Raw genomic sequence first — 24,507 nt, 5'->3', positions numbered from 1 at the left:
GCGCTCGCGGCCACGCTGCCGGGAGTCGATGCGTTCGAGATCATCAGCACGCAGCGACGAGCATCGAGGGGGCGCCTCGAGTTTCTGCGCAGTTCGACGTTCGGTGGCGAGGTCGTGGGCGGGCCGGAAGAGCTCGCTTGGTCGCTTGTCACCGCATCGATGATCTTCGGCGTCGAGGCGGAACTTCGGTGGCTCGATCACGTCGAAGCACAACTCGCGGCGCATGCCCCACACGCAATGGTGCTTGAACTCGACACTCACCGTCCCAAGCGCGGACGACCAGCATCGCCTCGGCCGGTCTCGGTATAAGACACGAGACCCGGATCATCGCTGGCGCTCCGAGCGAACGGCAGCGCCGTGCCGAGCGGTAGCAGGCGCTCGAGCGGGCTGTCGTGGGCATGGTCGCCGAGGTAGCGCAGCACAGCGCCCCCGCGCTCCAGGTCCAGACGCAGAGCGCCTGGCACATGCGGCGCCTCGATCCCCTCGCCGAGGTAGAGGACTGAATCCACCACGCGGTGTGAGCCGAGGATGCCGGGCCGGGGCTGGTCGCCGCGAACCTGCAGGCGCTCGCGCAGCACCGGGCCCGCGGCATCCGTCACGTCCACATCGGCTGTGAGCGCGCCGCCGCGCTCGCCGGAGCGACCGAGGACGAGCGTTTCGCGGGCGATCACGGATGCTCCGGCGCCCAGTCGCACGGTCATCGACCGCGTGAGAGAGCCCGCGTCGGTGACCACCGTGGGCAGGCCATCCCACACGAGGTGAGCATCGGCGCCGAGGTCAAGGCGCGCGTGCCACTGCGACTGGCCGACCTCCTCTCGCCCGTAGACGATGAGACCGCCGATGTCGACCAGGCGCACTGAGCATCCGTCCCCGACACGGATGTCGAGCTCGACGTGGTCCCCGGGCATGAGCATCGCTCGGCCCGAGACCAGCGCGATCTCGACCGAGTGCCCCCGGCGATGCACGAGGCGGGGGAGAACCAGCTCGCCGTCCAGTGCGCACGCGACAGAGTCGCCCCGCGCGCTCACTTCGACGACGGTGGGTCTCACGAGTGGGCGTGGTCCGCGTGATCGTGCAGGGCCCCGTCCGCGTGTGCGTGAGCGTGCTCGCCGTCGGCGTGGCTGTGCAGGAACCCGCCGCCTTCCTCGTCGGCGTGGAAGTGGGGGGCCATGGGGCCGGGATCCTGGGGGACGTGCGATCCGTCGCGGTGTGCGGCGAGGATCGACAGCACCCACTCGCGCAACGCCGCGACCGAGACGGCGTCGGTGCGTGAGAGAGCGAGCACCGTGCGGCCGTCGCGGGCGAGGGTGGCGTCGGCGACCATCTGCTCGACATCCACCCCGACATAGGGCGCGAGGTCGGTCTTGTTCACGACAAGCAGGTCGGCCCGGGCGATACCGGGACCACCCTTTCGGGCGACATCGCCGCCCCCAGCTACATCGAGGACGAAGATCTGCGCATCCACGAGCGCGGGCGAGAAGGTGGCGGTGAGGTTGTCGCCGCCCGACTCGATGACGACGAGGTCCAGGGGCGCGAAGGCACGCTCCAGGTCTTCGGCGGCGAGCAGGTTCGCGGTGACATCGTCGCGGATGGCGGTGTGCGGGCAGGCCCCGGTCTCCACGGCGACGATGCGCTCAGGATCGAGCACTCCGGCAGAGCGCAAGAACCGGGCATCCTCGTCGGTGTAGATGTCATTGGTGATGACGCCGATGCGGATCTCGTCGGCAAGAATGCGGCAGATCGTCGCGATGAGTGAGGACTTGCCGGTGCCGACGGGGCCGGCAACGCCAAGCCGCAGGGCGCGAGGTGAGTGGTCAGGCACGAAAGAGCCTCCTGGTCGATTGGGCGTGGGCCTGGGCCCACTGTTCGGATTGCGGTGCGGACAGGGCGGGGATGTCGGTCGGGTCGGTGATCTGCGCAATCAGCGGTAGCTCGTTCTCGATCTCGCTGCAGACCTCGACCACGAGAGAGACCAGATCGAGCGGATCGCGAGGCTCGAGCTTGAGGACCGCGGCTGCAGCTGCCTGTATGTCCTCGTAGACGACCAGTCGCGCCAGATCCAGCGCTGGCATGTCTAGCCCCGCCGCGATGACCCCGAGCACGCAGGCCCGCGGCGGAGGGGTCGCCCGCCCGCGCCAGGTGTGGATAGCCGAGTCGCCGGGGAGGAGCTCGGTCCCGACCCGCAGGTATCCGCGGGCGAGGTGGCGCGCGGCATCCCTCAGCGCGGCGCTCGGGGTACGGGCCGCCCATGCCGCCTCGACAGCGTCCAGATCACCGTCGATCATGCGCACGTGGCGTGCGGCGACAGCAGTCCCCGCCTCGACGAGGGTCACCGTGGCTGCCCGACCGCGCAGCAGAGCGGGAAGCTCCGCTGCCTGCAGGCCCGACATCAGCGCGGGCTCCACGCCGGCGGAGTGCGCGTGACCGCCGGAGGGCAGCCTGGCATCCGCGAGGAGCATCGCGGCGGAGGTCGAGGACAGTGCCATCAGAACAGCTGGTAGAGCTGGGCCAGGGGGAGCCGCGACGCGGGGGCGGGTTCGACGAGCTCGCCATCGATGCGGATGTCGAACGTGTCGGGTCGGATGTCGATCCGCGGCAGCGCATCGTTGTTGCGCATGTCGGCTTTGCTGATTCCGCGGGTGGACTGCAGCGGCAGCATCCGGCGTGTCAGTCCGAGTCGGCCCTCGATCCCCGCCGCCAGCGCGGCGGGAGAGACGAACGACACCGATAGGGCACCGCCGATGGCATCGCTGAAGGCGGGACGCATCAGCACCGGTTGCGGGGTGGGAATGGAGGCGTTCGGATCGCCGAGGGCTCCCCACACCAGCCCACCACCTTTCATGACCACACTCGGACGGAACCCGAAGAACCGTGGATCCCACAGCACGAGGTCGGCGAGCTTGCCCACCTCGACCGAGCCGACCTCCGCGTCGATGCCGTGAGCGATCGCGGGGTTGACCGTGTACTTCGCGACATACCGACGGGCTCGTTCGTTGTCGGCGGGGAGGGAGGTGCCGAGGCTTCCGCGCCTGGCCTTCATGACGTGCGCCACCTGCCAGGTCCGGGTGATGACTTCGCCGATCCGTCCCATCGCCTGAGCGTCGGAGGAGGTGATCGAGATCGCGCCCATGTCATGCAGGATGTCTTCGGCGGCGATCGTCGTGCCCCGGATGCGGGACTCCGCGAAGGCGAGATCTTCGGGTACTCCCGGGTTGAGGTGGTGACAGACCATCAGCATGTCGAGGTGCTCGGCGACGGTGTTGACCGTGTGGGGCAGCGTCGGGTTCGTCGAGCCGGGAATGACGTAGGGAAGACTCGCGATCGAGAGGATGTCGGGAGCGTGACCGCCCCCCGCCCCCTCGACGTGGAACGCGTGGATCGTGCGCCCCGCTATCGCGGCGATCGTCGAATCGACGTAACCCGCCTCGTTGAGCGAGTCGCTATGCAGCGCGACCTGCAGGCCCCAGTCCTCGGCGGCGCGCAAGCTCGCGTCGATCGCTGCCGGAGTCGAGCCCCAGTCCTCGTGGACTTTGTAGCCCGCCGCACCTGCGAGCGCCTGCTCTTCGAATGCCGCTGCCGAGACGGTATTCCCCTTGCCCAGCAGCAGGACGTTGACCGGAAGGGCATCCAGGGCACGATGCATGTGTTCGAGGTGCCAGGACCCCGGCGTGACGGTGGTGGCCTTCGACCCTTCGGACGGTCCCGTTCCTCCTCCGACGATCGTCGTGATCCCCGCCGCGAGCGCCTCGTGAATCTGTGACGGGGAGAGCAAGTGAACGTGCGAGTCGATCGCCCCCGCGGTGAGGATCTTCCCCTCACCGGAGATGACGTCGGTGGACGGTCCGATGATCAGCCGAGGGTCGACGCCATCGGCGATGTCGGGGTTCCCCGCGCGCCCGACCCCGACGATCCGGCCGTCGCGGATGCCGACATCGGCGCGCACGATTCCCCACCAGTCGAGGATGATCGCGTTCGTGATCACGGTGTCCAGGGCGCCATCGGCGCGCGACACAGTGCTCTGCGCCATGGACTCGCGGATCGACTTGCCGCCCCCGAACACTGCCTCTTCGCCGCCGGCGGTGAGGTCCCTCTCGATCTCGATCCAGAGGTCGGTGTCGCCCAGGCGCACCTGATCGCCGGCGGTGGGCCCGTAGATCGCGGCGTATCTTTCCCTGTCGATCCTGACCATCAGAGATCTCCTCCCTCGTGTCGGATGCGGATGCCTGCCACACGCCGATTCCCGCGCAGGCTCACCGCTGCCACACGCTTGGAGACCCCTGGCTCGAAACGCTCCGAGGTCCCCGAGGGAATGTCGAGTCGACATCCCGCAGCTGCCGCGCGGTCGAAGTCGAGCGCGTCATTCACGTCGGGCAGATGGATGTGGGAGCCGATCTGCACGGGACGATCCCCCGTATTGAGAATGATCAACTCGAGGCGCTCATCGGCGTCGCGGTCGGCGTTGAGCTCGATCTGGCCCGGACGCACGCGGATGGCTCCCGGTCCTGATGATGTTCCCGATGCCACGGTGATCCTCTCAGTCGATCGGATGGTGAACGGTGACGAGCTTGCGTCCGTCGGGGAAGGTGGCTTCGACCTGGACGTCGACGAGCATGTCGGCCACGCCCTCCATGACGTCATCGCGGGTGAGCACGGTGCGCCCCGCCGCCATGAGTTCCGCTACCCCGACACCTTCTCTGGCGCGCTCGATCACCCACGTCGACAGGAGGGCTACGGCCTCCGGGTGGTTGAGCTTCACGCCGCGTGCCTGGCGATCTCTGGCCACCATGCCCGCCACGGCGAGCAGCAGCTTCTCGGTATCCGCAGGTGACAGATGCACGGGGCGCTCCCTTCGGCGTGGCTCCTGAGGAGCCGGCGAGTCGGATCACTGTCAGGATGCTTGTCGGACAGTGTCCCGAGCAGTGACAGAAGTCTGTCATTTTTGCGTCAGTCACTCATCATTGTCATCGTCATGACGTGGTGAGAACCAGCGAAAAACCCTGTAATTTCAAGGCACTAGGCGGATCACGGCTCTGGCAGTTTTACATGGTCGACACATTCGAGTAATGGCAATGTAATGCCACGGGTCCATGGTGAACTCACCTGCAGCAGTCGGCGGTGTTCTGCCACCGGCGATTCGGGACCTCTTCGCTCAGACCTCGGCGAGGGGTCCCACCCCGCACCACAGATCCTCTGACCGGGCGAACGGCGCATCCGACGCGGAACGCCACGCAAGCGGTATTCGTCGCGCCATCCGTGCGGACGGTGCGGCTTGCGCTCTCGCACACGCAACCTGAAACGGAGCACAGCATGATCACCACTGGCAGGCGTCTACGGACGCTGCTTGCGGCAGGCGCCATGGCCTCAGCCGCAGCCCTCGTCCTCGCCGGATGCGGCGCCCGCACCGACGACGCAGCCTCGAGCGAAGCCCCTGCGGCCGCGGAGAGCTGCGTCGACACCTCGGGCGACACCGTCAAGCTCGGATTCCTCAACTCGCTGACCGGAGGCATGGCGATCTCCGAGACCACGGTCTCGAACGTGCTGCACATGGCGGCTGATGAGATCAACGCCGACGGCGGCATCCTGGGCAAGCAGATCGAATACATCCAGGAAGACGGCGCCACCGACTGGCCCACCTTCGCCGAGAAGACCGAGAAGCTGCTCACGCAGGACTGCGTCGCCGCGATCTTCGGCGGCTGGACCTCCTCGTCGCGTAAGGCTGTCAAGCCTGTCGTCGAGGAGTACAACGGCCTCTTCTTCTACCCGGTCCAGTACGAAGGCCTCGAGTCCTCACCGAACATCTACTACACCGGTGCCACGACCAACCAGCAGATCATTCCCGCCATGGACTACCTGGCATCGCAGGGAGTGAAGACCCTGTTCCTGGCGGGATCGGACTACGTCTTCCCCCGCACCGCGAACGCGATCATCAAGCTCTACGCAGAGGAGCTCGGCATCGAGATCGTCGGCGAAGAGTACGTGCCGCTGGATCGTGACGACTGGACGACCCAGGTTGCCAAGATCGTCGAGGCTGACCCCGACTACATCTTCAACACGATCAACGGTTCCTCCAACGTCGGGTTCATCAAGGCGTACTACGACGCGGGCCTCACTCCCGAAGAGACACCGATCATCTCGGTCTCGATCGCTGAAGAAGAAGCTCCCGCGATGGGTCACGAGGTCACCGGCAACTACGCCTCGTGGAACTACTTCCAGTCCCTCGACACCCCGAACAACCCGGCGTTCATCGAGGCCTGGCAGGCCTACCCGGGCAGCAGCGGCGTGACCTCGGACCCCATGGAGGCCGCGTACATCTCGCTCTACCTCTACAAGGCCCTCGTTGAAGCCGCTGGCTCCTTCGACGTCGACGCGATCAACCAGGCTGCCCTGGACAACGAGATCACGGTGGACGCTCCCGAGGGTGTCGTGACCCTCAACGGGGAGAACCACCACATCTCCAAGCCGGGCCACATCGGACGCATCAACGCCGACAACCAGTTCGACATCGTCTGGGCATCGGACGGGTTCATCGAGCCCGACCCGTACCTCGAGCAGTACTCCTGGTTCCCCGAGGACGTGCGCAACGCCCTCGTGGCAGCCGCGGGCTGACACACACAAGGCACTGCGGGGTCCCGGCCTGTCCGGGGCCCCGCAGCACCGGCTCTTCCATGAACACGCGCGAGAACAGAAGGGAGTGAACTCGAATGGATGCACTGATTCCGCCGCTGCTCAACGGCACCGCGCTGGGCGCCTTGCTGCTCTTGACAGCACTCGGCCTCACCCTGACCTTCGGCCAGATGGGGGTGATCAACATGGCGCACGGCGAGTTCATCATGGTCGGCGCCTTCACGACATTCCTCGTTCAGCTCGTCATCCCCGACAGCAACATCTCTATCCCTGTCGCGTTGCCCGTCGCCTTCGTCGTCGCCGGGCTCTTGGGCCTTCTGCTGGAAGCCGGAATTCTCCAGTGGATGTACCGTCGCCCGCTTGACACACTGCTGGTCACCGTCGGTGTGGCACTCATCCTGCAACAGGCTGCCCTGCAGATCTTCCCCGCCCAGGGAGTGCCGGTGGAGAACCCCGGCTGGCTCCAGGGCCAGATCAACGTCTTCGGCTACGCCTGGCCACTGCGCCAGGTGTTCACCATCGGACTTGCCGCGGCGTGCGTGGCGATCCTCGCCGCCTGGCTCAAGTACTCCTCGTTCGGGCGCCGGATTCGCGCCACGGTGCAAAACCGCGACCTGGCCGAGACCGTCGGGGTGCGCACCCGGACCGTGGACCGCATCACGTTCTTCGTGGGCTCGGGACTGGCTGGAGTCGCGGGTGTCGCAGCCTCCCTCATCGGGGGAACCAACTCCCAGATGGGGACCCAGTACATCATTCCCGCCTTCCTCGTCGTCGTGGCTGGGGGTATCGGGCAGATCAAGGGCACCGTGATCGCCGCCTTCGCGATCGGCATTGCGATGGCCTTCTTCGCCGACCTGACCAGCGGGAGCCTTGCTCAGGTGCTCGCCTTCGTGCTCGTCGTCGTCTTCCTGCAGATCCGCCCGCAGGGTCTGTTCACCGTCCGCACGAGGGGGTTGGCATGACCATCCTGACCAAGCTCAAGCCCTGGTACTCGCTCATCGGCATCGGCATCTTCGCCGTCATCCTCCTCGCGGTGGCGCCGTCGATCCTGACGATGCACTGGGTCAACAACCTCGGCAAGTACTGCGCCTGGGCGATCGTCGCCGTCGGGATCGGACTGGCGTGGGGACGCGGCGGGATGCTCGTCATGGGGCAAGGCGTGTTCTTCGGCCTCGGTGCCTACGCCATGGCCATGCACATGACATTGGAAACCGCCGGCCCGGACGCCCTGCCCGGGTTCATGATCCTCTACGACCCGCTAGCCCCGCTCCCCGCCTTCTGGGAGCCCTTCCGCAGTCCGTGGTTCACCCTGCTCGCGATCCTCGTGCTGCCGATCATCGTGGCCGGCATCCTTGGTTTTGCGCTGTTCAAGCGTCGCGTCAAAGGTGCCTACTTCGCCATCCTCACCCAGGCGCTCGCCGTCGCGCTCGCCATCTGGATCAGCTCGACGATCCGCGAAACCGGAGGTGACACAGGCCTCAGCGGCTTCACCTCGTTCTTCGGATACGACCTGCAGGATCCCGCCAATCAGGTGATGGTCTACCTCATCACCGCGAGTCTTCTCGTCGTCTGTATGGTCGTGGTGTGGCAGCTCTACCGCAGCCGCTTCGGCGAGCTGCTGCTGGCGACCCGCGACGCTGAGGAGCGCGTTCGGTTCCTGGGTTATGACCCGGCCAACGTCAAGCTCGCCGCCTTCGTCATCGCCGCGGTCATGGCCAGCGTCGGCGGCGCCATGTTCGTTCCCCTGGTCGGGATCATCACGCCGCAAGAGATCGGGGCCTCCGCGTCGATCCTCATGATCGCCGGCGTTGCCCTCGGCGGTCGGGCCTCCCTGTTCGGCCCGGTGCTGGGTGCCATGGCCATCGGATGGGGTCAATCCAGCCTCGCCTCGAGTTGGCCCGACGGATGGGTATACCTGCTCGGTCTGCTCTTCGTCGTCGTGACCCTCTTCCTCCCCAACGGCCTGGCCTCCCTGGTGGGGCGGGTCAAAGACCTGTTGGCGCGTGACCGCACCTCCGCACCCGCGCCGTTGCCGATCGAAGGCGAGGCGAAAGCATGAGTGAGGACGCGAGCACGGCGCCCGCAGCATCCGACGCGGGAGTCCTCGTCCCCGATGCCGAAACCTCCGTGACCGTGTCCCACCTCACGGTCAGCTTCGACGGGTTCAAGGCAGTCGACGATGTCGATCTGCTCATGCTCAAGGGACAGGTCCACTTTCTCATCGGACCGAACGGAGCAGGCAAGACGACCCTCGTGGACGCCTTGACCGGTCTGGTTCCCGCGACCGGGACTGCCACCTACAACGGGATGGATCTTGTCTCGATGAAGGCGAACAAGATCGTGCGTGCCGGCGTGGGGCGAACTTTCCAGACCGCGACAGTGTTCGACGAGCTCTCGGTGCTCCAGAACCTCGACATCGCGGGCGGTCTGCATCGCCGGGCCTGGGGACTTCCTCTTGCTCGGCGCGGAGTGCCCGAGTACGTGGAGTCCGCGCTAGAGACGATCGGCCTGTCCGGGCTTCGCGACAAGCCTGCCGGCATCCTCGCGCACGGGCAGAAGCAGTGGCTTGAGATCGGCATGCTCCTCGTCCAAGACGCGAAGGTCATGTTCCTGGACGAGCCCGTGGCCGGCATGAATGCCGACGAACGGGACGAGACCGGGCAACTGCTCCAGCGCATCGGCGATCAGCGCACGATCATCGTCATCGAGCACGATATGGACTTCGTGCGCAACTACGCCGAGTGGGTCACCGTGATGCACTCGGGCAAGCTCCTGGCTGCCGGGACTGTTGAACAGGTGCAGGCGGACCGGCGGGTCCAGGAGGTCTATCTGGGGACGGCCGCCGACGCCGCCGTGGAAGGCGAGGGGGGCCACTGATGCTCGAGATCACCGGCGTCACAGCAGGTTATGGGCGCACCAAGGTGCTCCATGACGTCACCATCCAGATTCCGACCGGCTCCGCCGTCTCGGTGATGGGTCATAACGGTGCGGGCAAGACCACCCTCCTGCGCGTCGCTACAGGCCTGATTCCGGTGATGAGTGGACAGGTACGCATCGACGGTGAGGATGTCACCAAGATGCCGCCCTCGAAGCGGGTGCAGCGCGGTCTTGGCTACGTGCCGCAAGGGCAGCAGTCCTTCCCGCAAATGACCACGCTGGAAAACCTCCAGCTGGTGGCAAAGCGCAGCTCCGATATCGACGAAGTGTTCGACCTCTTCCCGGTCCTTAAGCAACTCTTGGGGCGAAGGGCCGGCCTCCTGTCGGGCGGTCAGCGCCAGCAACTGGCGATCGCTCGTACCCTGCTGACCAAGCCGCGACTCTTGGTACTCGATGAACCCACCGAGGGTATCCAGCCGAACATCGTCGCTGATATCGAACGGGTCATCATCGACCTCACGCGTCGCGGCGATCTCTCGGTCCTGCTGGTCGAGCAGCATGTCGGCTTCGCACTGCGATCGACAAGCACGTACTACGTGCTGCAATCGGGTCGAATCACGATGAGCGGTGAGGGTGGGGCGTCGGCGATCGACGATGTACGCGCCGCGATGGCGATCTGATTCAGATCGATTCCTCGCGGCAACGCCGGTGAAACACACTCTCGGCACAATCCGAAGCAGACGACATCGCGGAGGTGAGAGTGGGTGCGCTGGGCATGCGGACCCTGAACCGTGCGGGCGACGCGCGAGCGGCTGCAGAAGACAGTCTTGAGGACTATGCCTTCCGCTACGTTCCGCGCTCCTTCCGCCGGTGGAGCGCCCTGTCCGTCGGCGGTACGGCGCTAGGGTCGATCGCCTTTCTCGCCGACTTCTCTATCGGCGCCAGTATCGGGCTGGAGCACGGGACGGCAAACGCGATGCTCGGCATCCTGCTGGCATCCGTGATCATCTTCGCGGTGGGATTTCCCGTCGCCTATTACGCGGCGCGGTACAACCTCGACCTCGACCTGGTCGCCCGCGGCTCCGGCTTCGGCTACTACGGGTCGATCATCACCACCGTCGTGTTCGCAGGATTCACCTGCATCTTCTTCGCGCTCGAAGGCGCGATCATGGCGCAGGGACTCGCTGTGGCGGTGGGGATTCCGCTGCCGCTGGGGTATGTCATCTCGACAGTGGTCGTGATCCCGATCGTGATCTACGGGATGCGGGCGCTGGAGAGACTGCAATTCTGGACGACGCCGCTGTGGCTGGCGCTGGCGCTGCTTCCCCTGATCTGGATCGTCGGTACCCAACCGGAGTCGGTCGTCGAGTTCGTCGAGTTCACGGGACTCTCGGACGGCGAGGTCAGTTTCAGCGCGATCGTTGCCAGCGCTGCGGTGTGCTTCGCGCTGACCCCGCAGCTTGCCGAGCAGATCGACTACATCCGGGTCATGCCGCCGCGCACCGCGCGAAACTCGCGCTCGTGGTGGGTGTCTTTTGTCTTCAGCGGGCCGGGGTGGGTGGTCTTCAGCGGGACCAAGCAGCTCATCGGACTGTTCCTGGCGGTCTATCTGGTCACCAAGGTCGATCCGATGATCGGCGACCGAGCAGTCGAGCCGGTCGCTCAGTTCTTGGGGATGTACGAATCGCTCGTGCCCGACTGGCTCGCCCTCGCGCTGGTGCTGCTGTTGATCGTGATCGCCCAGATCAAGATCAACGTCACCAACGCGTACTCGGGGTCGCTGGCCTGGTCGAACGTGTACACCCGGGTGCGCAAGCGATATCCCGGGCGCACGGTGTTCGTGCTGTTCAACCTCATCATCGCGCTTGCCCTCATGCTCATGGATGTCTTCAGCCTCATCTCGTTCGTCCTGAGCCTGTACGCCAACGTTGTGATGGCCTGGCTCGTGACGATCTCGGCCGACATCGTCATCAACAAGCTGATCCTGAAGATCTCGCCGCGTTACCCCGAGTTCCGGCGGGGCATGCTGCACGACTGGAACCCGGTCGGCCTCGTATCTGTGAGCCTCGCCTCCCTGCTGTCGCTGCTGACCTTTGCCGGGGCGTTCGGCCCGAATCTGCAGCCATTCTCGGTGCTGATTGCTATTGGGGTAGCTCTCATCGTGACCCCGCTCATGGCGATCGCGACGCGGGGTCGGTACTACCTGCGCCGGTCCTCAGACGGCATCCCGACGCCGATTCTGGATGCGGACGGGAATCCTTCCGGAGAGCGACTTCGTTGCCACGTCACGGGGTACACCTTTGAGCGGCCGGATATGCTGATGTCGGCTGAGTTGGGGCCTCGGGGCGAGGTGCAATACGTCTCGTCGCTGGCTCTCACCCTCGACGATTCGGACCGATACGTCCTACCGCCGGAGCCGCCGCCGACGAGAGGAGAGCGCGACAGTGGTCGTTGACGAGACGATCGACACCTCTGGTGCGATCCTCGCCTGCGCGGCGACCCTGCTGCGACATCGGACATTCGAGGACATCACGTACCTCGATCTCGCCGAAGCATCCGGCGTGTCAGAGCGCACCATCTACCGCCGCTTCCCGACGAGGTCGAACCTTCTGGATGCGCTGGGTCGCTGGATCGAGGAGGAGCACTTCCGGATCGCCGAGTTCCACACGTTCGCGCAGTTCCGGGAAGCCGTGCGGAGTCGCTTTGCCGCGTATGCCGCGGAGCCGGCCTTTGCTTTCGTGGCGGCCCGGGGTGCCTCACTTTCCCCGATGGGCGACGAGCAGGCTACGCCGATGACCGATGCGATCATGGTCATGTTGCACGAGTCGGTGCCCGGTCTGAACCGACGCGACGCGCTACGAATCGCCGCCAACGCTCGCTACTTCGCATCTGCGCAGTTCTGGGCGCGGATGCGGACGGGCTTCGACATGAGCGGAGACCAGACCTTCGAGGCTTTCGAGTCCGCGATGGCTCAAGTGCTCCCACGTGAGACGAAGGCGAGCAGGGCGGCGTAGTGGCCGCAACCGACGCGGACGCCGAACTGTCTGCCACCCAATCGGCGATCCTCGCGGCATACGCCGAACTGATCGAGGAAGTGGGCACGGATGACGTGTCCTTTCGCGTGATCGCGCTGCGGGCGGGAGTCGGAGAGCGCACGGTGTTCCGTCACTACCCGACCCGCGTCGACTTGCTGCTTGCGACATCCGCTTGGATCGAGAGGACGACGTTCTCTCGATCGCAGTGCGAGTCCATCTTCGATGTCCCGATCGCGATTCGCGAGGCCATGGAAGCGTACGATCGTCGCCCGGAGTTGGCCTATGTGGTCGCCGAAACCTCGATGCGCGGCGTCAACGGTGCCGAGCCCGCCCCGTACCGCGAGGCGTTCAGTGCGCTCCTGCGGCACGAGGTCCCTTCTTTAGGGGAGAACGAGCGACAGCAGATTGTCGCAGCACTGTGTCACCTCGACTCGGCGGCGACCTGGGTGGCAATGCGCCGACAGCTGGGGATGAGTGGTCGCGACATCGCCGACGCTGCGACCTGGGCTGCGGAGGCGATTCTCGATCCGATCCGGGATCGCGCGGAAGGGTCCCGCACGCTCTGAGCGGCTCCGCGTGGTCAGGCTAGGTCGTCGGGGTAGAGCTGTCGACGACCGAGTGGCCACACCCGGAGTGGACGGCGGGCACATCCTTTCGGGAACGCGGCGGGATGACACTGGATGTCACGTCAGGCGAGCCTTCGAGGTGCGATCGGGGGGTGTTTGTCGTGGTACTTTCCCGACCCGAGAGCCTACAAAGACGGTTGGGTCGACCGTCCCGTCACGCTTACCGAGTTGTGACGCACGAGAACCGCTCCGGGCAATCGCTAGCCGCGGAAGGCGTCGAGGCGGCAGAGCACACGAACGTGTGCTGGCGCGTCCGGGTTGACCCGCTCTGCGATCGCTGTGATCGACCAGCCGTCCTTGATCCGAGCGTGGACATCTGGGCAGAGCCAGTCCGGAACGTAGCCAAACTTCTGGCCGTCGAGGGTATTGACGAGAACCGCCTTCGGGTTCACCTCGTTGTCTTCCTCGAGAGCCGAGCGCATTTCCATGGTCGAAGGGAGGTGCCAGACGGCGCTCACCCCCACGGAGGATGACCGCCCAGTTTTCGTGATGGCGGTCGCGTCCGGCGACCCAAGCATCCATAAGCAGATAGCCGGTCCACACGTCAAAGGCAGTGAAGTCACCTGGCCAGTCGATGTCGGCCGGCGGCCCAACCTCCTCGAGCGCATGCTGGACGGCCGCCACCGTGTAGCCCTGGTTCTCGCCCTGGATTGACTAGTCGTAGTCGGCGAACCGTGCTGACAGCACGCTGTTGCCATGATCGAGGTACTCGAGACTGTCCCGAAGCACTGACCTGGACACGATTGCGCGCCGACCTTCCAGGATTGCTGGGCGGATAGTCGCGCTCGGGACGCCGAGCTGCTCGGCCAATTGGTGGACAGTCCACTCGGCCCAATCTTCTCCGCTGACAGTCCCATCGAGCTCGTCGAGTCGCGCGAGTTTGAGTAACCACTGTCGGTCGCCGAACATCGGCAGCTCGACCCACCACTTCTCCTTCGACCCCATTGGTTCGTCTGCTTCGGCCGCGCCGCGGACGAAGTGGAGCGATTCTCAGGGAGTCGGCACGGGATGACCCTATCGGCGACGCCCGACGGTCGCACCGCGGAAACGCGCGAAATCAACAACTCTTCGGGGTTGACGGCGGCCTTGGCGCGCCTTAACGTACAACCAAATGGTTGTACAAAAGGACCTCACTGATGATGAGATTGACCGCGTGTTTCACGCGCTCGCCGCGGCGACGCGGCGCGACATCCTGCGCCGGACTATCGAGTCCGAGCACTCGGTCTCGGCGCTCGCGCAGGACTACGACATGTCCTTCGCGGCGGTCCAGAAGCACGTCGCCGTCCTCGAAGAGGCCGGCCTCATCATCAAGCGAGCGGAGGGACGCGAGCGCCTCGTTCGCGCCGATCCGATCATGATCGCCAGAGCGAAAGCGCTCCTCGCCCGCTATGAGGACCTGTGGCGTGCGCGCATCGACCGACTCGACGACCTGCTCGCCGAGCCATCCGACCCATCGGCATCCATCACCACGAAAGGGAACTGACGATGCCCGTCACCGCTGTCACCACCGACCCCGACGCGCTCACGATGACACTCGTCGGCGACTTCGCCGCGCCCGTCGAGCGCCTCTGGCAGGCGTTCACCGAGCCTGCCCAGCTCGATCGCTTCTGGGGCCCTCCGGGGTGGCCGGCGACCTTCACGTCGTTCGATCTCACCCCCGGGGGCCGCGCGCAGTACCAGATGACCAGCCCGCAGGGCGAGGTGTCGCGCGGCGGCTGGGAGTTCACCGCGATCGATTCGCCACACCGATTCGAGGTGCTCGACTCGTTCCTCAACGGTGACGGCGACGTGCTCGAAGGCATGCCCACGATGCGCGTCGAGTTCCTCTTCGAGGCGACGCCCGAGGGCTCGCGACTCACCAACATCACCTACTTCGACTCGCTCGACGCCCTGGAGCAGGTCATCGCGATGGGCGCCGTCGAAGGATCGACCCTCGCGATCAACCAGCTCGATGCGGTGCTGCAGGACCTCCGGGAGTACGCCCAGGGCAAGGGCACGCAGGCCGAGATCCTCAGCGACACGCACGTGCGCATCACGCGACTGATCGATGGACCCCGGGATCTCGTGTGGCGGGCTCACACCGAGCCCGAGCTCATGAAGCGCTGGCTGCTCGGCCCCGACGGCTGGCGGATGACGGTGTGCGAGATCGATCCGGCGGTCGGTGGACGCTACCGGTACGAGTGGACGCCGGATGAGGGCGTTGAGGGGGAGGCGTTCGGGTTCGATGGCGAGACGCTCGTGAGCGAGGCCCCGAGGCGTGCGGTGACGACCGAGCACATGACCGGCACCGACTTCCCGTCGACGCTCAACGACATGTCGCTCTACGAAGAGGGCGGCGCGACCCTCATCACGCTCGTCATCGAGTACCCCGACAAGGACACACGCGACCTGGTTCTTGCCACCGGCATGACCGAGGGCATGGAGACCAGCTACGCCCGTCTGGAGCGGGAGCTCCTGCCGGCCTGAGCCGCCGCTCGCGGCATCCGTCTCACGCGAAGGGCCGGATGCGAAATCCTCAGGCTGTCTGGGCGAGGCCCTCTTCGAGGGCTACCCAGGCGAGCATCGCGCACTTCACGCGGGCGCTGAACTTCGAGACTCCCGAGAGGGCCGCGGCATCCTCGTAGACGTCCTCGTCGAGCTCGATCGTGCCGCGCGAGCGCAGCGCCTCACGGAAGCCGTCGATCAGCTCGGCTGCTTTCTCGCGTGGGACGCCGTCGATGAGGTCGACGAGCATGGATGCCGACGCCTGCGAGATCGAGCAGCCCTGGCCTTCCCACGTCACATCGCGAATCGTCTGACCGTCGTCCGAGACGCGCACCCGCAGCGTCACTTCGTCGCCACAGATCGGGTTGCGCTGATAGCTCGTGCCGGTGTGGTCGTCGGCCTCGGCAAGACCGAAGCCGTGCGGACGCTTGGAGTGGTCGAGGATCAGCTCCTGGTACAGGGATTCAAGACTCATCAGGATGCTCCGAAGAATGCGCGGACGCCACGGGTCGCGTCCAGGAATCGGTCGACCTCATCGGGGGTCGTGTAGACGGATGCCGAGGCTCGGACCGATGCCGTGAGGCCGAACCGGCGGTGCAGGGGCTGCGCGCAGTGGTGGCCCACGCGCACCGCCACACCCCGCGAATCGAGGAACTGTCCGACGTCGTGAGCATGGACGCCGTCGACGGCGAACGCGGCAAGACCGACGCGCGGCGCGGCGTCAGTGTCGCCGAGAAGACGGATGCCGGGAATCTTACGCAGCCCGTCACGCATGCGCCGCTCGAGCTCGACCTCGTGGGCGTGGACCGCGTCCATGCCGAGGGACTGCAGGTAGCGCGCGGCGGCGGCCAGCGCGACAGCCTGCGAAACCGGCTGTGTGCCGGCCTCGAAGCGCTGCGGCGAGGGCAGGTACTGGGCCTCATCGAGCGTGACGGTCGTGATCATCGACCCGCCGGTGAGGAATGGCGGTAGCGCGTTCAGCAGCTCCCGCTTGCCGTAGAGTCCGCCGATGCCGTACGGGCCGAGCATCTTGTGGCCGCTGAACACGGCGAAATCCACGCCGGTTGCCGGAAGGTCCAGGCTCAGGTGGGGCACAGACTGACACGCGTCCATGACGGTGATCGCGCCGACTCGTCGAGCGAGGGCGACGATCTCATCGACGGGGTTCACGATCCCGAGCACGTTCGACACGTGCGGGAAGGCAACGATCCGGGTGCGGTCGCCGACCAGTTCGGCGGCGGCATCCATGTCGAGGCGTCCGTCATCGAGCACCGGGATGTGGCGCAGCCGCGCACCCGTGCGGGCAGCGAGTTCCTGCCACGGGATGAGGTTCGCATGGTGCTCGGACTCCGTGACGACGATCTCGTCATCGGGGCGCAGGGCAAAGCGCCGCGCAGCCTCGCCGCCCCGCCCGAGGGTCGCATTCCCGATCGCGTATGCGACGAGATTGATGCCGGCGGTGGCACCGGAAGTCCAGACGAGCTCCCCCTCGCCGGCGCCCACGAACGCGGCGACCGCCTCGCGGGCATCCTCAAACGCGTCAGTGGACTCGGCGGCAAGGGTATGGGCACCGCGGTGAACGGCGGCGTTCGTGTGGGTCAGAAACTCGACCTCGGCATCGATCACCTGCTGCGGCTTTTGGCTCGTGGCGGCGGAATCGAGGTACGCGAGCGGGTGACCGTTCACCTCCTGCGCGAGCAGAGGGAAATCGGCGCGGATGGCGGCGAGATCCAGCGGGGTCACGGCGGTAACGGTCACCCCTCCAGCGTACGCGCCGCCGGGCTGGAGGGATCAGGGTCGGCGGTTCCGGGGTTGGCGGATCGAGGGTCGACGGTTCCGGGGTGACGGATGCCGCGCGCTAATCCTGCGGACGCTCGAGGCTTGAGTGCTCGGCGTGCTCGAAGTTCTCGACCGGATCGTAGGGGCGCCCCGCCCGCTCCTGGCCGGGCAGGGGACGCGACCGGCGACCGTAGATCAACTCCGAGGAGTCGAGCAACCACGGCACGAGCGTGATCGTGACGCCGTGAATCAGCATGAGCTGCTGGGCGAGCCGCCGGGAGCGGCGGTTGTGCAGCATCGTCTCCCACCAGTGCCCGACGATGTACTGCGGCAGGTACACCGTGAACACGGCGGGCCCGTTCTTCTCCCGATAGCGCCGGATGAACTCGCCGATCGGTCCCGCGTAGGTGCGGTACGGCGAATCGATGATCACGAGCGGGATCGGGATCGCGTGAGCCTTCCATTCCTCCTGCAGCGCGTCGGCATCCTCGTGATCGGTTGCGACGTGCAGGGCGATCGTCTTGTCGTGCCGGGCCGCGACCGCATAGTCGAGAGCCTTCACGACAGGCTTTTGCAGCCGGCTGACCATCACGAGGGCGACATCGCCGTCCGAACCGAAGTGGATCTCGTCATCCATACGGATCTCGTGCTCGACGTCGCGGTAGTACCGGTTCACGCCGAGCATGAGGGTCGCAAGGATCGGGATCGCGAGGAAGACGAGCCATGCGCCATGGGTGAACTTCGTGACGGTCACGATGACGAGCACGGCGGCGGTAAAGGTTGCGCCGGTCGTGTTGATCACGAGGCCGGTGAGCGCGCCGCGTCTCTCGATCGCGGATGCCGGGTCTCGCCGCGCCTCGACGCGTGTGGTGGCACGCAGGATGCGGCGCCAGTGCCGCACCATGCCGAGCTGGCCCAGCGAGAACGAGACGAAGACCCCGATGATGTACAGCTGGATGAGGGTCGTGAGGTTGGCCTGGTAGATCACGAGCACGGCGATCGCGATGAGCCCGAGGACCAGCATCCCGTTGGAGAACACGAGTCGGTCGCCGCGCGTGTTCAGCGCCTTCGGAGCGTACCCGTCGCGGGCGAGCACCGCCCCGAGGAGCGGGAATCCGTTGAACGCGGTGTTGGCCGCCAGTAGCAGCACCAGCGCCGTCGCTGCCTGGATCAGATAGAAGGGGATCGACCCCATCCCGAAGGTCGCTGCGGCTACCTGAGCCATGAGGCTCGGCTGCGGCTGATTCTCGCAGTCGAACCCGACGAGCGTGCACGGGTCTTCCGCGTAGTGCACGCCCGAGACCAGCGCGATCACCGTAAGCCCCGCGAACATCAGAATCGCGACGCCGCCCATCATCGTGAGAGTCATCTGGGCGTTACGCACCTTGGGGCGGCGGAACGCCGGCACGCCGTTGGATACGGCTTCGACACCGGTCAGGGCGGAGCATCCGCTCGAGAAAGCGCGAAGCACAAGCAGGATGACGGCAGCCTGCGACAGGCTCTCGGCCTGCACCGCGAACTCTGCCGACGACGCGACCGGCGGATCCCCCAGCGCGGTGCGGACGAGCCCGGTGCCGATCATGAACACCACCGACCCGATGAAGACATAGGTGGGGATCGCGAAGACGAGGGATGCCTCGCGCACGCCGCGCAGGTTGATCAGCACGATCACGACGACGAAGCCGATGGCCAGCTCGACGCGCGCCGGGTCGAGTCCAGGCAGCGCCGAGATGATGTTGTCGACCCCGGAGGCCACCGAAACGGCGACCGTGAGGACGTAGTCGACCAGAAGGGCTGCCGCTACGACGACGCCGGGCACCTCGCCCAGGTTGGTGCGGGCCACCTCGTAGTCCCCGCCGCCCGACGGGTAAGCCTTGATGAGCTGCCGATAGCTGAGCACGACGACGCTCAGCAGCACCACGACGGCGGCGGCGATCCACGGCGAGAAGGCGAGAAACGCGAGGCCGCCGGTCAGCAGGATCATCAGCAGTTCCTGCGGCGCGTAGGCCACTGACGACAGCGCGTCGGAGGCGAAGATCGGCAGTGCCATCTTCTTCGGGAGGAGGTGCTCGTCCATCGCGTCGGATGACAGCGGCTGGCCCAGGAGGATGCGCTTGGCGACCGGCGTCTCGGGTACGCCCGATTCGGGCGCGTCAGGTGTCACGGCGGGTGAGATTACGCCTGCGCGGGCAGCCGCGCAAGCTTCGGAAGTCCCGGGGTTACGCGCTGATGCGGGCGGTGCTGCCGCGGACGACGAGCTCATACGGCAGCTCTTCGCGGTCGGGAACACTGCCCGCCGGCTGCTCGAGCTCGTGGAGGATGGTCGCGGCGGCGCGCGCGCCCTGCCCCGCGGGGAACTGGTCGACCGTGGTCAGGTCGAAGAATCGGCCCAGCTCGTGGCCGTCGATTCCTGCGATCGACAGGTCCTCCGGCACGCGGTAACCCAGGTCGCGGGCTGCCAGCATCGCCCCGATCGCCATCTCATCGGATGCCGCGAAGATCGCGGTCGGTGAGGCTCCGGGCCGGCCGAGGAGTTGCTTCGCGGCGCGGAAGCCTCCTTCGATCGTGAAGTCGCCGGGCTCGAACAGTTCGGGCCTCGGCTCGACACCCGACGTTCGCAGTGCCAGCTCGAAGCCGTGCCGTCGGCTGGAGGGGATGTGGAAGTCGATGTCGAACTCGGGGTCGGCGCCGATGTGGCCGATGTCGAGGTGGCCCATCGCGAGCAGATGCTCGGTTGCGAGGCGCCCGAGCCCGACGTCATCGATGGAGAGCGTTGGCAGCAACTCGTTGGGTCCGCCGATCGCGATCACCGGCATCCCGAGCGAAAGCAGCGTCTTGGATTCGTGCTCGCCGAGTTCCAGCGCGACGGCGATCACGCCGTCAACGCGTTGGCGGCGCAGGAAGGTCTCGAAGACCTGCCGGCGGTGCTCCCGGTCGGGTGTCACGTTGTACAGCGTGATGTCGTATCCGGCCCGGGTCACCTGTTCGGCGATGCCACTGAGCAGCGTGCTGAAGAACCAGCGGTCAAGGTGCGGGATGACGACCCCGATGTTGCGGGTACGACCGGATGCCAGGCTCGAGGCCGACGAGGAGACGACGTATCCGAGGCGCTGCGCTGCCTCTTGCACGCGTTCCCGTGTCGAATCCGACACGTTGTGCTTGCCGCTGAGCGCCCGCGACACCGTGGCCGTGGACACCCCGGCCGCGCGGGCTACCTCATCGATACCGACCATCACGATGCTCGCGGCCTACTCGCCGGTGAGCCACACTGCCTGGTCGACCGGCAGCATCCTGTCGGTGAGCGGGCCGCTGGAGACCACGACGGTTCCTGACGGAAGCTCGATGGGTGTGTCGCCGAGGTTTGCCACCACGGTGATCGAGCCGTTGCGGAAGGCCACGACATCCGTGCCGAGACCATCGACCCACTCGAGCGTCCCCGCGCCAAGACCCCGAGCCCGCCGCTCGGCGAGCAGGTTCTTGTAGAGGGTGAGCGTGGAGCCGGGATCGTCGCGCTGGGCGTCGCGGGCAAGGCCAGCCCACTCGGCAGGCTGCGGCAGCCAGGCCTCCCCGGTCTCGTTGAAACCGAAGGCGGGTCCCTCCGAGGTCCAGGGCAGCGGCACGCGGCATCCGTCCCGGCCGTAGCGCTCACCGTTTGTACGGAACCACGTCGGGTCCTGCCGTGCCTCGTCGGGCAGGTCGATGACTTCGGGCAGACCGAGTTCCTCGCCCTGGTAGAGGTATGCCGATCCGGGGAGGGCGAGCATCAGGGTCGTCGCAGCGCGAGCGCGGCGCAGTCCGACCTCGGGAACCGGCTTGCCCGGCGACTTCGGCCCGATTCCCGCGCCCTGCGGGTTCTCGGCGGTCAGGGCAAGGCGCGACGCGTGGCGGACCACGTCGTGGTTCGAGAGCACCCAGGTGCTCGGAGCCCCGACGGCACCGTAGCCAGCGAGCGAGTCGGCGATCACGAGGCGCAGCTTCTCGGCATCCCACGGCGTTTCGAGGTACTCGAAGTTGAACGCCTGATGCATCTCATCGGGACGAACCCAGAGCGCGGTCTGTGCGATCGAGGGAAGCCAGGCCTCCGCACACAGGGCGCGATCGCCGTCGTACTCGGCCAGCAGTGCGTGCCAGTCGCGGTAGATCTCATGCACACCCTCCTGACCCCAGTACGGGACAGCCGCCTCGCCGCCACCCATCGAACCGGCATCCTTCGGCGGGGTGTAGTCGGGAAGACCCTCCTTCTTCACGAGCCCGTGCGCGACATCCACGCGGAATCCGTCGACGCCGCGGTCGAGCCAGAAGCGCAGGATGCGGCGGAACTCCTCACGCACCTCGGGGTTGGACCAGTCGAAGTCCGGCTGCGAGGCGTCGAACAGGTGCAGGTACCACTGGCCGGGCGTGCCGTCGGGCTCGGTCAGGCGCGTCCAGGCGCCACCACCGAACACCGACTCCCAGTTGTTCGGGGGCTGCTCGCCGTTCTCGCCCTTGCCATCGCGGAAGATGTAGCGCGCCCGCTCGGGGCTGCCGGCGGGAGACGCGACAGCCTCCTGGAACCACGCGTGCTGGTCGGACGAGTGGTTGGGCACGAGATCGACGATGATCCTGATGCCGCGCGCGTGCGCCTGCGCGAGCATCTCGTCGAAGTCGGCAAGGGTGCCGAAGATCGGGTCGACGTCGCAGTAGTCGGCGACGTCGTAGCCAGCATCCTTCTGGGGCGAGCGCTGGAAGGGGCTCAGCCAGATGGCGTCGACGCCGAGGGCGGCGAGGTCTCCGAGGTGGCTCGTCACCCCGCGCAGGTCGCCGATGCCATCGCCCGACTGGTCAGCGAAGGAGCGGGGGTAGATCTGGTAGATGACGGCGGTGCGCCACCATTCGCCGCCGGGAGCTTCCTCGCGGGAGAGCGCGGGGGTGGCGACGGATTCTGCAGAAGTCATAGAGCACACAATACTGCACCGATGTAAGCGCTTGCATAACGATGTGCGCTCGAATCCGCCCGGGGGATCTGCCTTCGTCCGACATGCCGCCGTCACGCGCACGCCGTAGTCTGGCCGCGTGCCCGACACCGCCGCCCTTGACCGCGCCGAGTCCCTGATCCGGACGATCCCCGACTACCCGAGTCCCGGCATCCAGTTTCGCGACATCACTCCGCTGCTGGCGGATGCGGCTGCCCTGCACGCCGTGACCCGAGCGCTCATCGAGCCGTTCGCTGACGGGTTCGATGTCGTCGGCGGGATCGAGGCCCGTGGATTCCTGCTCGCGGGCGCCATCGCCGCCGAGGCGGGAGTGGGTCTCGTGCCGATTCGGAAGGCCGGAAAGCTACCCCGACCCGCGGCATCCGTCTCGTACGCCCTCGAGTACGGCGAAGCAGCCATCGAGGCTCACGACGACCTCGCGCCGGGCACTCGGATCCTGCTGGTCGACGACGTGCTGGCCACCGGCGGCACGATCGCCGCTGCGCGCGAACTGATGACGACGCTCGGGACCGAGGTGATCGGCACGACGGTGCTCCTGGAACTCGAGGGATTGAACGGCCGTGCGGTCGCGGGCGATGTCCACGCCCTCTTCGTCGTCTAGACGATATGAGCCTTCGGTCCTCTTGAGGCTGGGGCCTCGATTCGCGTAAGCGTGGGTTGCCAGCCTGTGGGGGCTGGCCTATCCGACAGGCGAATGGAGGCCCCAGTTGAGTTCTCAGCGTACGAGCGTCGGGCTGGATGTGCACGCGCGGAGCGTGGTCGCAGCCGCGATCGATGAGCGGACCGGTGAGGTGATCCGGCGACGATTCGGGTACGACCCTGCCGGCGTCGTGGCCTGGGTGCGCTCCTTGCCGCAGCCGACGACGGTGACCTACGAGGCCGGTCCGACGGGGTTCGCGTTGGCGCGGCTCTTCGAGGCGGCAGGGGTCATGTGCCTGGTCGCGGCGCCGTCGAAGCTGCAACGACCGACCGGTGACCGGGTCAAGACGGACGCGCGGGACGCGTTGCATCTGGCGCGGCTGCTGCGGCTGGACGAGATCGTCGCGGTCCGGGTGCCATCGATCGAGCAAGAGACCGCGCGAGATCTGGTCCGCGCCCGTGAGGACAATCGCGGCGAGCTGATGGCTGCGCGGCACCGGCTCTCGAAGCTGTTGCTGCGACACGGGATCATCTACGACGGCAAAGCGTGGACGGGTGCGCACGACGCATGGTTGCGCCGACACCGATTCGAGCATCCTGGCCTGCAGGCTGCGTTCGACGCGGACTACGAAGCCGTCCAGCAAGTTGGAGCCCGCAAGGATCGCCTGGACAAGCTGATCGAGCAGATGGCGGCCAGCAGCGAGTATTCGGGCACGGTGCGGCGGCTGGGCTGCTTGCGCGGGATCTCCACGCTGACCGCGTTCGCGTTGGCGGTCGAGATCGGCGACTGGGACAGATTCACCGGGTCAACGATCGGCGCGTTCCTCGGGCTGGTGCCGTCCGAGTTCTCTTCCGGGCAGTCTCGGGTGCAGGGCTCGATCACCAAGACCGGAAACACCCACGCCCGCCGTCTGCTCGTCGAAGCGGCCTGGCATCACCGCAAACCGTATCGTCCGGGCGCGGTCATGCAGACCCGATGGGCCCAAGCCCCCGGCATCGCCGTCGCTCGCGGCGATGCCGGCAACCATCGGCTGCATCGAAAGTGGCAACAGTTCACCACCCGCAAGAAGCGTCCCGTGATCGCGAACGTCGCCGTCGCCCGCGAACTCGCAGGCTGGTGCTGGTCCTTGGCCGTCATGCCCGACTGACAGCCGACCCGACCGGTCGGTGGCGGCCACGACGACGATGACGGCACCGCGAGGAGCGACCCGCGATACAGCTATGAGCAGCCCACCAGGCGACGCTCGACTCTAGACAAGCGGTCCCGCTCCAGCCGAAAAGCACGTCCTGCGGTAACCAACCCGCGCATATCAGTCTGACCGCGCGTCGCCAACGACACGCTCGTCACCCTCGAACGTGACACCGCCGACCCAACGAAAGAGCACCCGGAGCTCGATCACTCCGGGTGCTCTTTCCCCTGCCACTTGACAAGGATCAGTCACATATCAGCTGTACGACCCCCACGTTCGG

General features: G+C 66.6%; 25 protein-coding genes and 1 pseudogene. 13 read left to right on the top strand and 13 right to left on the bottom strand.

Features of this window, described 5'->3' with window-relative positions:
- Positions 1–309, top strand: a pseudogene (locus tag B4F19_RS12215) (PadR family transcriptional regulator); the annotation flags it as partial.
- On the opposite strand, the gene B4F19_RS12210 reads toward B4F19_RS12215, so the two are convergent.
- Genes B4F19_RS12210 through B4F19_RS12185 form a run of 6 tightly spaced genes read right to left on the bottom strand, consistent with a single transcriptional unit; the run spans position 258 to position 4,837 of the window.
- Positions 258–1,049, bottom strand: a complete 792-nt coding sequence (locus B4F19_RS12210) for an urease accessory protein UreD (RefSeq protein ID WP_292735280.1) — start codon at positions 1,047–1,049, stop codon at positions 258–260. The pseudogene B4F19_RS12215 and the gene B4F19_RS12210 sit on opposite strands and share 52 nt — an antisense overlap.
- Positions 1,046–1,822 (bottom strand): urease accessory protein UreG, encoded by a 777-nt coding sequence (gene ureG / locus B4F19_RS12205; RefSeq protein ID WP_292735277.1) that lies wholly within the window; start codon positions 1,820–1,822, stop codon positions 1,046–1,048. Before ureG ends, B4F19_RS12210 begins: the two co-directional genes overlap by 4 nt.
- Entirely contained in the window at positions 1,815–2,486 is a 672-nt protein-coding gene (locus B4F19_RS12200; RefSeq protein WP_292735274.1) for an urease accessory protein UreF, read from the bottom strand. The genes ureG and B4F19_RS12200 overlap by 8 nt, the downstream gene beginning before the upstream one ends.
- A complete protein-coding gene (locus tag B4F19_RS12195; protein WP_292735271.1) occupies positions 2,486–4,189 on the bottom strand; it encodes an urease subunit alpha in 1,704 nt (567 codons plus the stop codon). Before B4F19_RS12195 ends, B4F19_RS12200 begins: the two co-directional genes overlap by 1 nt.
- Positions 4,189–4,524, bottom strand: a complete 336-nt coding sequence (gene ureB, locus B4F19_RS12190) for an urease subunit beta (protein ID WP_292729655.1) — start codon at positions 4,522–4,524, stop codon at positions 4,189–4,191. Before ureB ends, B4F19_RS12195 begins: the two co-directional genes overlap by 1 nt.
- Positions 4,525–4,534: 10 nt before the next feature.
- On the bottom strand, positions 4,535–4,837 hold the full coding sequence (locus tag B4F19_RS12185; RefSeq protein ID WP_292729658.1) for an urease subunit gamma: 303 nt from the start codon (positions 4,835–4,837) through the stop codon (positions 4,535–4,537).
- A 470-nt stretch (positions 4,838–5,307) separates the two neighbouring features.
- Here B4F19_RS12185 and urtA point away from each other — a divergent pair, with 470 nt between their 5' ends.
- The 8 genes from urtA to B4F19_RS12145 all read left to right on the top strand — a co-directional run bounded on the left by urtA (position 5,308) and on the right by B4F19_RS12145 (position 13,102).
- On the top strand, positions 5,308–6,606 hold the full coding sequence (gene urtA, locus B4F19_RS12180) for an urea ABC transporter substrate-binding protein (protein ID WP_292729661.1): 1,299 nt from the start codon (positions 5,308–5,310) through the stop codon (positions 6,604–6,606).
- Positions 6,607–6,701: 95 nt separating this feature from the next.
- Entirely contained in the window at positions 6,702–7,586 is an 885-nt protein-coding gene (gene urtB, locus B4F19_RS12175) for an urea ABC transporter permease subunit UrtB (protein WP_292729664.1), read from the top strand.
- On the top strand, positions 7,583–8,683 hold the full coding sequence (gene urtC / locus B4F19_RS12170) for an urea ABC transporter permease subunit UrtC (protein WP_292729669.1): 1,101 nt from the start codon (positions 7,583–7,585) through the stop codon (positions 8,681–8,683). The genes urtB and urtC overlap by 4 nt, the downstream gene beginning before the upstream one ends.
- Positions 8,680–9,501 (top strand): urea ABC transporter ATP-binding protein UrtD, encoded by an 822-nt coding sequence (urtD, locus tag B4F19_RS12165; RefSeq protein WP_292729672.1) that lies wholly within the window; start codon positions 8,680–8,682, stop codon positions 9,499–9,501. The genes urtC and urtD overlap by 4 nt, the downstream gene beginning before the upstream one ends.
- Complete coding sequence (gene urtE / locus B4F19_RS12160; RefSeq protein ID WP_292735269.1) at positions 9,501–10,181, top strand: urea ABC transporter ATP-binding subunit UrtE; 681 nt, start codon at positions 9,501–9,503, stop codon at positions 10,179–10,181. The genes urtD and urtE overlap by 1 nt, the downstream gene beginning before the upstream one ends.
- Positions 10,182–10,276: 95 nt before the next feature.
- Positions 10,277–11,956 carry a purine-cytosine permease family protein gene (locus tag B4F19_RS12155; RefSeq protein WP_292729675.1) on the top strand — a complete coding sequence of 560 codons (1,680 nt, stop codon included), beginning with the start codon at positions 10,277–10,279 and terminating at the stop codon, positions 11,954–11,956.
- Entirely contained in the window at positions 11,946–12,515 is a 570-nt protein-coding gene (locus B4F19_RS12150) for a TetR/AcrR family transcriptional regulator (RefSeq protein WP_292729677.1), read from the top strand. Before B4F19_RS12155 ends, B4F19_RS12150 begins: the two co-directional genes overlap by 11 nt.
- Positions 12,515–13,102, top strand: a complete 588-nt coding sequence (locus B4F19_RS12145) for a helix-turn-helix domain-containing protein (protein WP_292729679.1) — start codon at positions 12,515–12,517, stop codon at positions 13,100–13,102. The genes B4F19_RS12150 and B4F19_RS12145 overlap by 1 nt, the downstream gene beginning before the upstream one ends.
- Before the next feature lie 260 nt (positions 13,103–13,362).
- Here the strand turns inward: B4F19_RS12145 and B4F19_RS12140 are convergent, their stop codons facing one another.
- Positions 13,363–13,620 carry a hypothetical protein gene (locus B4F19_RS12140; protein WP_292735267.1) on the bottom strand — a complete coding sequence of 86 codons (258 nt, stop codon included), beginning with the start codon at positions 13,618–13,620 and terminating at the stop codon, positions 13,363–13,365.
- Positions 13,621–13,816: 196 nt separating this feature from the next.
- On the bottom strand, positions 13,817–14,107 hold the full coding sequence (locus tag B4F19_RS12135; protein ID WP_292729685.1) for a hypothetical protein: 291 nt from the start codon (positions 14,105–14,107) through the stop codon (positions 13,817–13,819).
- A 166-nt stretch (positions 14,108–14,273) separates the two neighbouring features.
- Between B4F19_RS12135 and B4F19_RS12130 the strand changes: the two genes are divergently transcribed.
- Positions 14,274–14,645, top strand: coding sequence for an ArsR/SmtB family transcription factor (locus B4F19_RS12130; protein ID WP_228179294.1), 372 nt, complete (start codon positions 14,274–14,276; stop codon positions 14,643–14,645).
- A 2-nt stretch (positions 14,646–14,647) separates the two neighbouring features.
- Positions 14,648–15,628 (top strand): SRPBCC family protein, encoded by a 981-nt coding sequence (locus tag B4F19_RS12125; RefSeq protein WP_292735264.1) that lies wholly within the window; start codon positions 14,648–14,650, stop codon positions 15,626–15,628.
- Positions 15,629–15,677: 49 nt separating this feature from the next.
- Here the strand turns inward: B4F19_RS12125 and sufU are convergent, their stop codons facing one another.
- The 5 genes from sufU to B4F19_RS12100 form a co-directional block, all read right to left on the bottom strand.
- On the bottom strand, positions 15,678–16,121 hold the full coding sequence (gene sufU / locus B4F19_RS12120) for a Fe-S cluster assembly sulfur transfer protein SufU (protein WP_292735261.1): 444 nt from the start codon (positions 16,119–16,121) through the stop codon (positions 15,678–15,680).
- Entirely contained in the window at positions 16,121–17,404 is a 1,284-nt protein-coding gene (locus B4F19_RS12115; protein ID WP_292735258.1) for a SufS family cysteine desulfurase, read from the bottom strand. The genes sufU and B4F19_RS12115 overlap by 1 nt, the downstream gene beginning before the upstream one ends.
- A gap of 100 nt (positions 17,405–17,504) precedes the next feature.
- Positions 17,505–19,601: an APC family permease gene (locus tag B4F19_RS12110; protein WP_414683163.1), complete on the bottom strand. Its 2,097-nt coding sequence runs from the start codon at positions 19,599–19,601 to the stop codon at positions 17,505–17,507.
- 43 nt (positions 19,602–19,644) lie between these two features.
- Positions 19,645–20,658 (bottom strand): LacI family DNA-binding transcriptional regulator, encoded by a 1,014-nt coding sequence (locus B4F19_RS12105; protein ID WP_292735252.1) that lies wholly within the window; start codon positions 20,656–20,658, stop codon positions 19,645–19,647.
- Positions 20,659–20,673: 15 nt separating this feature from the next.
- Entirely contained in the window at positions 20,674–22,359 is a 1,686-nt protein-coding gene (locus B4F19_RS12100) for an alpha-amylase family glycosyl hydrolase (RefSeq protein WP_292735249.1), read from the bottom strand.
- A 118-nt stretch (positions 22,360–22,477) separates the two neighbouring features.
- Between B4F19_RS12100 and B4F19_RS12095 the strand changes: the two genes are divergently transcribed.
- Both B4F19_RS12095 and B4F19_RS12090 read left to right on the top strand, forming a co-directional pair.
- Positions 22,478–22,999: an adenine phosphoribosyltransferase gene (locus B4F19_RS12095; protein ID WP_228179289.1), complete on the top strand. Its 522-nt coding sequence runs from the start codon at positions 22,478–22,480 to the stop codon at positions 22,997–22,999.
- A gap of 106 nt (positions 23,000–23,105) precedes the next feature.
- On the top strand, positions 23,106–24,185 hold the full coding sequence (locus B4F19_RS12090) for an IS110 family transposase (RefSeq protein ID WP_292735243.1): 1,080 nt from the start codon (positions 23,106–23,108) through the stop codon (positions 24,183–24,185).
- The last annotated feature ends 322 nt before the right edge of the window (positions 24,186–24,507 follow it).

The organism is Microbacterium sp. UBA1097 (assembly GCF_002313585.1).
Lineage (GTDB): Bacteria > Actinomycetota > Actinomycetes > Actinomycetales > Microbacteriaceae > Microbacterium.
Note: the sequence above shows the minus strand (reverse complement) of the source record. Positions and strands in the feature narration are given on the sequence as shown.

Bases quoted from the DNA above. Each gene is read 5' to 3' on its own strand.
- urtB (WP_292729664.1), top strand. From the start codon at position 6,702: ATGGATGCACTGATTCCGCCGCTGCTCAACGGCACCGCGCTGGGCGCC.
- B4F19_RS12135 (WP_292729685.1), bottom strand. From the start codon at position 14,107: ATGGGGTCGAAGGAGAAGTGGTGGGTCGAGCTGCCGATGTTCGGCGAC.
- B4F19_RS12195 (WP_292735271.1), bottom strand. From the start codon at position 4,189: ATGGTCAGGATCGACAGGGAAAGATACGCCGCGATCTACGGGCCCACC.
- urtD (WP_292729672.1), top strand. From the start codon at position 8,680: ATGAGTGAGGACGCGAGCACGGCGCCCGCAGCATCCGACGCGGGAGTC.
- B4F19_RS12130 (WP_228179294.1), top strand. From the start codon at position 14,274: ATGGTTGTACAAAAGGACCTCACTGATGATGAGATTGACCGCGTGTTT.
- B4F19_RS12155 (WP_292729675.1), top strand. From the start codon at position 10,277: ATGCGGACCCTGAACCGTGCGGGCGACGCGCGAGCGGCTGCAGAAGAC.
- urtC (WP_292729669.1), top strand. From the start codon at position 7,583: ATGACCATCCTGACCAAGCTCAAGCCCTGGTACTCGCTCATCGGCATC.
- B4F19_RS12200 (WP_292735274.1), bottom strand. From the start codon at position 2,486: ATGGCACTGTCCTCGACCTCCGCCGCGATGCTCCTCGCGGATGCCAGG.
- B4F19_RS12100 (WP_292735249.1), bottom strand. From the start codon at position 22,359: ATGACTTCTGCAGAATCCGTCGCCACCCCCGCGCTCTCCCGCGAGGAA.
- urtA (WP_292729661.1), top strand. From the start codon at position 5,308: ATGATCACCACTGGCAGGCGTCTACGGACGCTGCTTGCGGCAGGCGCC.
- B4F19_RS12105 (WP_292735252.1), bottom strand. From the start codon at position 20,658: ATGGTCGGTATCGATGAGGTAGCCCGCGCGGCCGGGGTGTCCACGGCC.
- B4F19_RS12125 (WP_292735264.1), top strand. From the start codon at position 14,648: ATGCCCGTCACCGCTGTCACCACCGACCCCGACGCGCTCACGATGACA.
- urtE (WP_292735269.1), top strand. From the start codon at position 9,501: ATGCTCGAGATCACCGGCGTCACAGCAGGTTATGGGCGCACCAAGGTG.
- sufU (WP_292735261.1), bottom strand. From the start codon at position 16,121: ATGAGTCTTGAATCCCTGTACCAGGAGCTGATCCTCGACCACTCCAAG.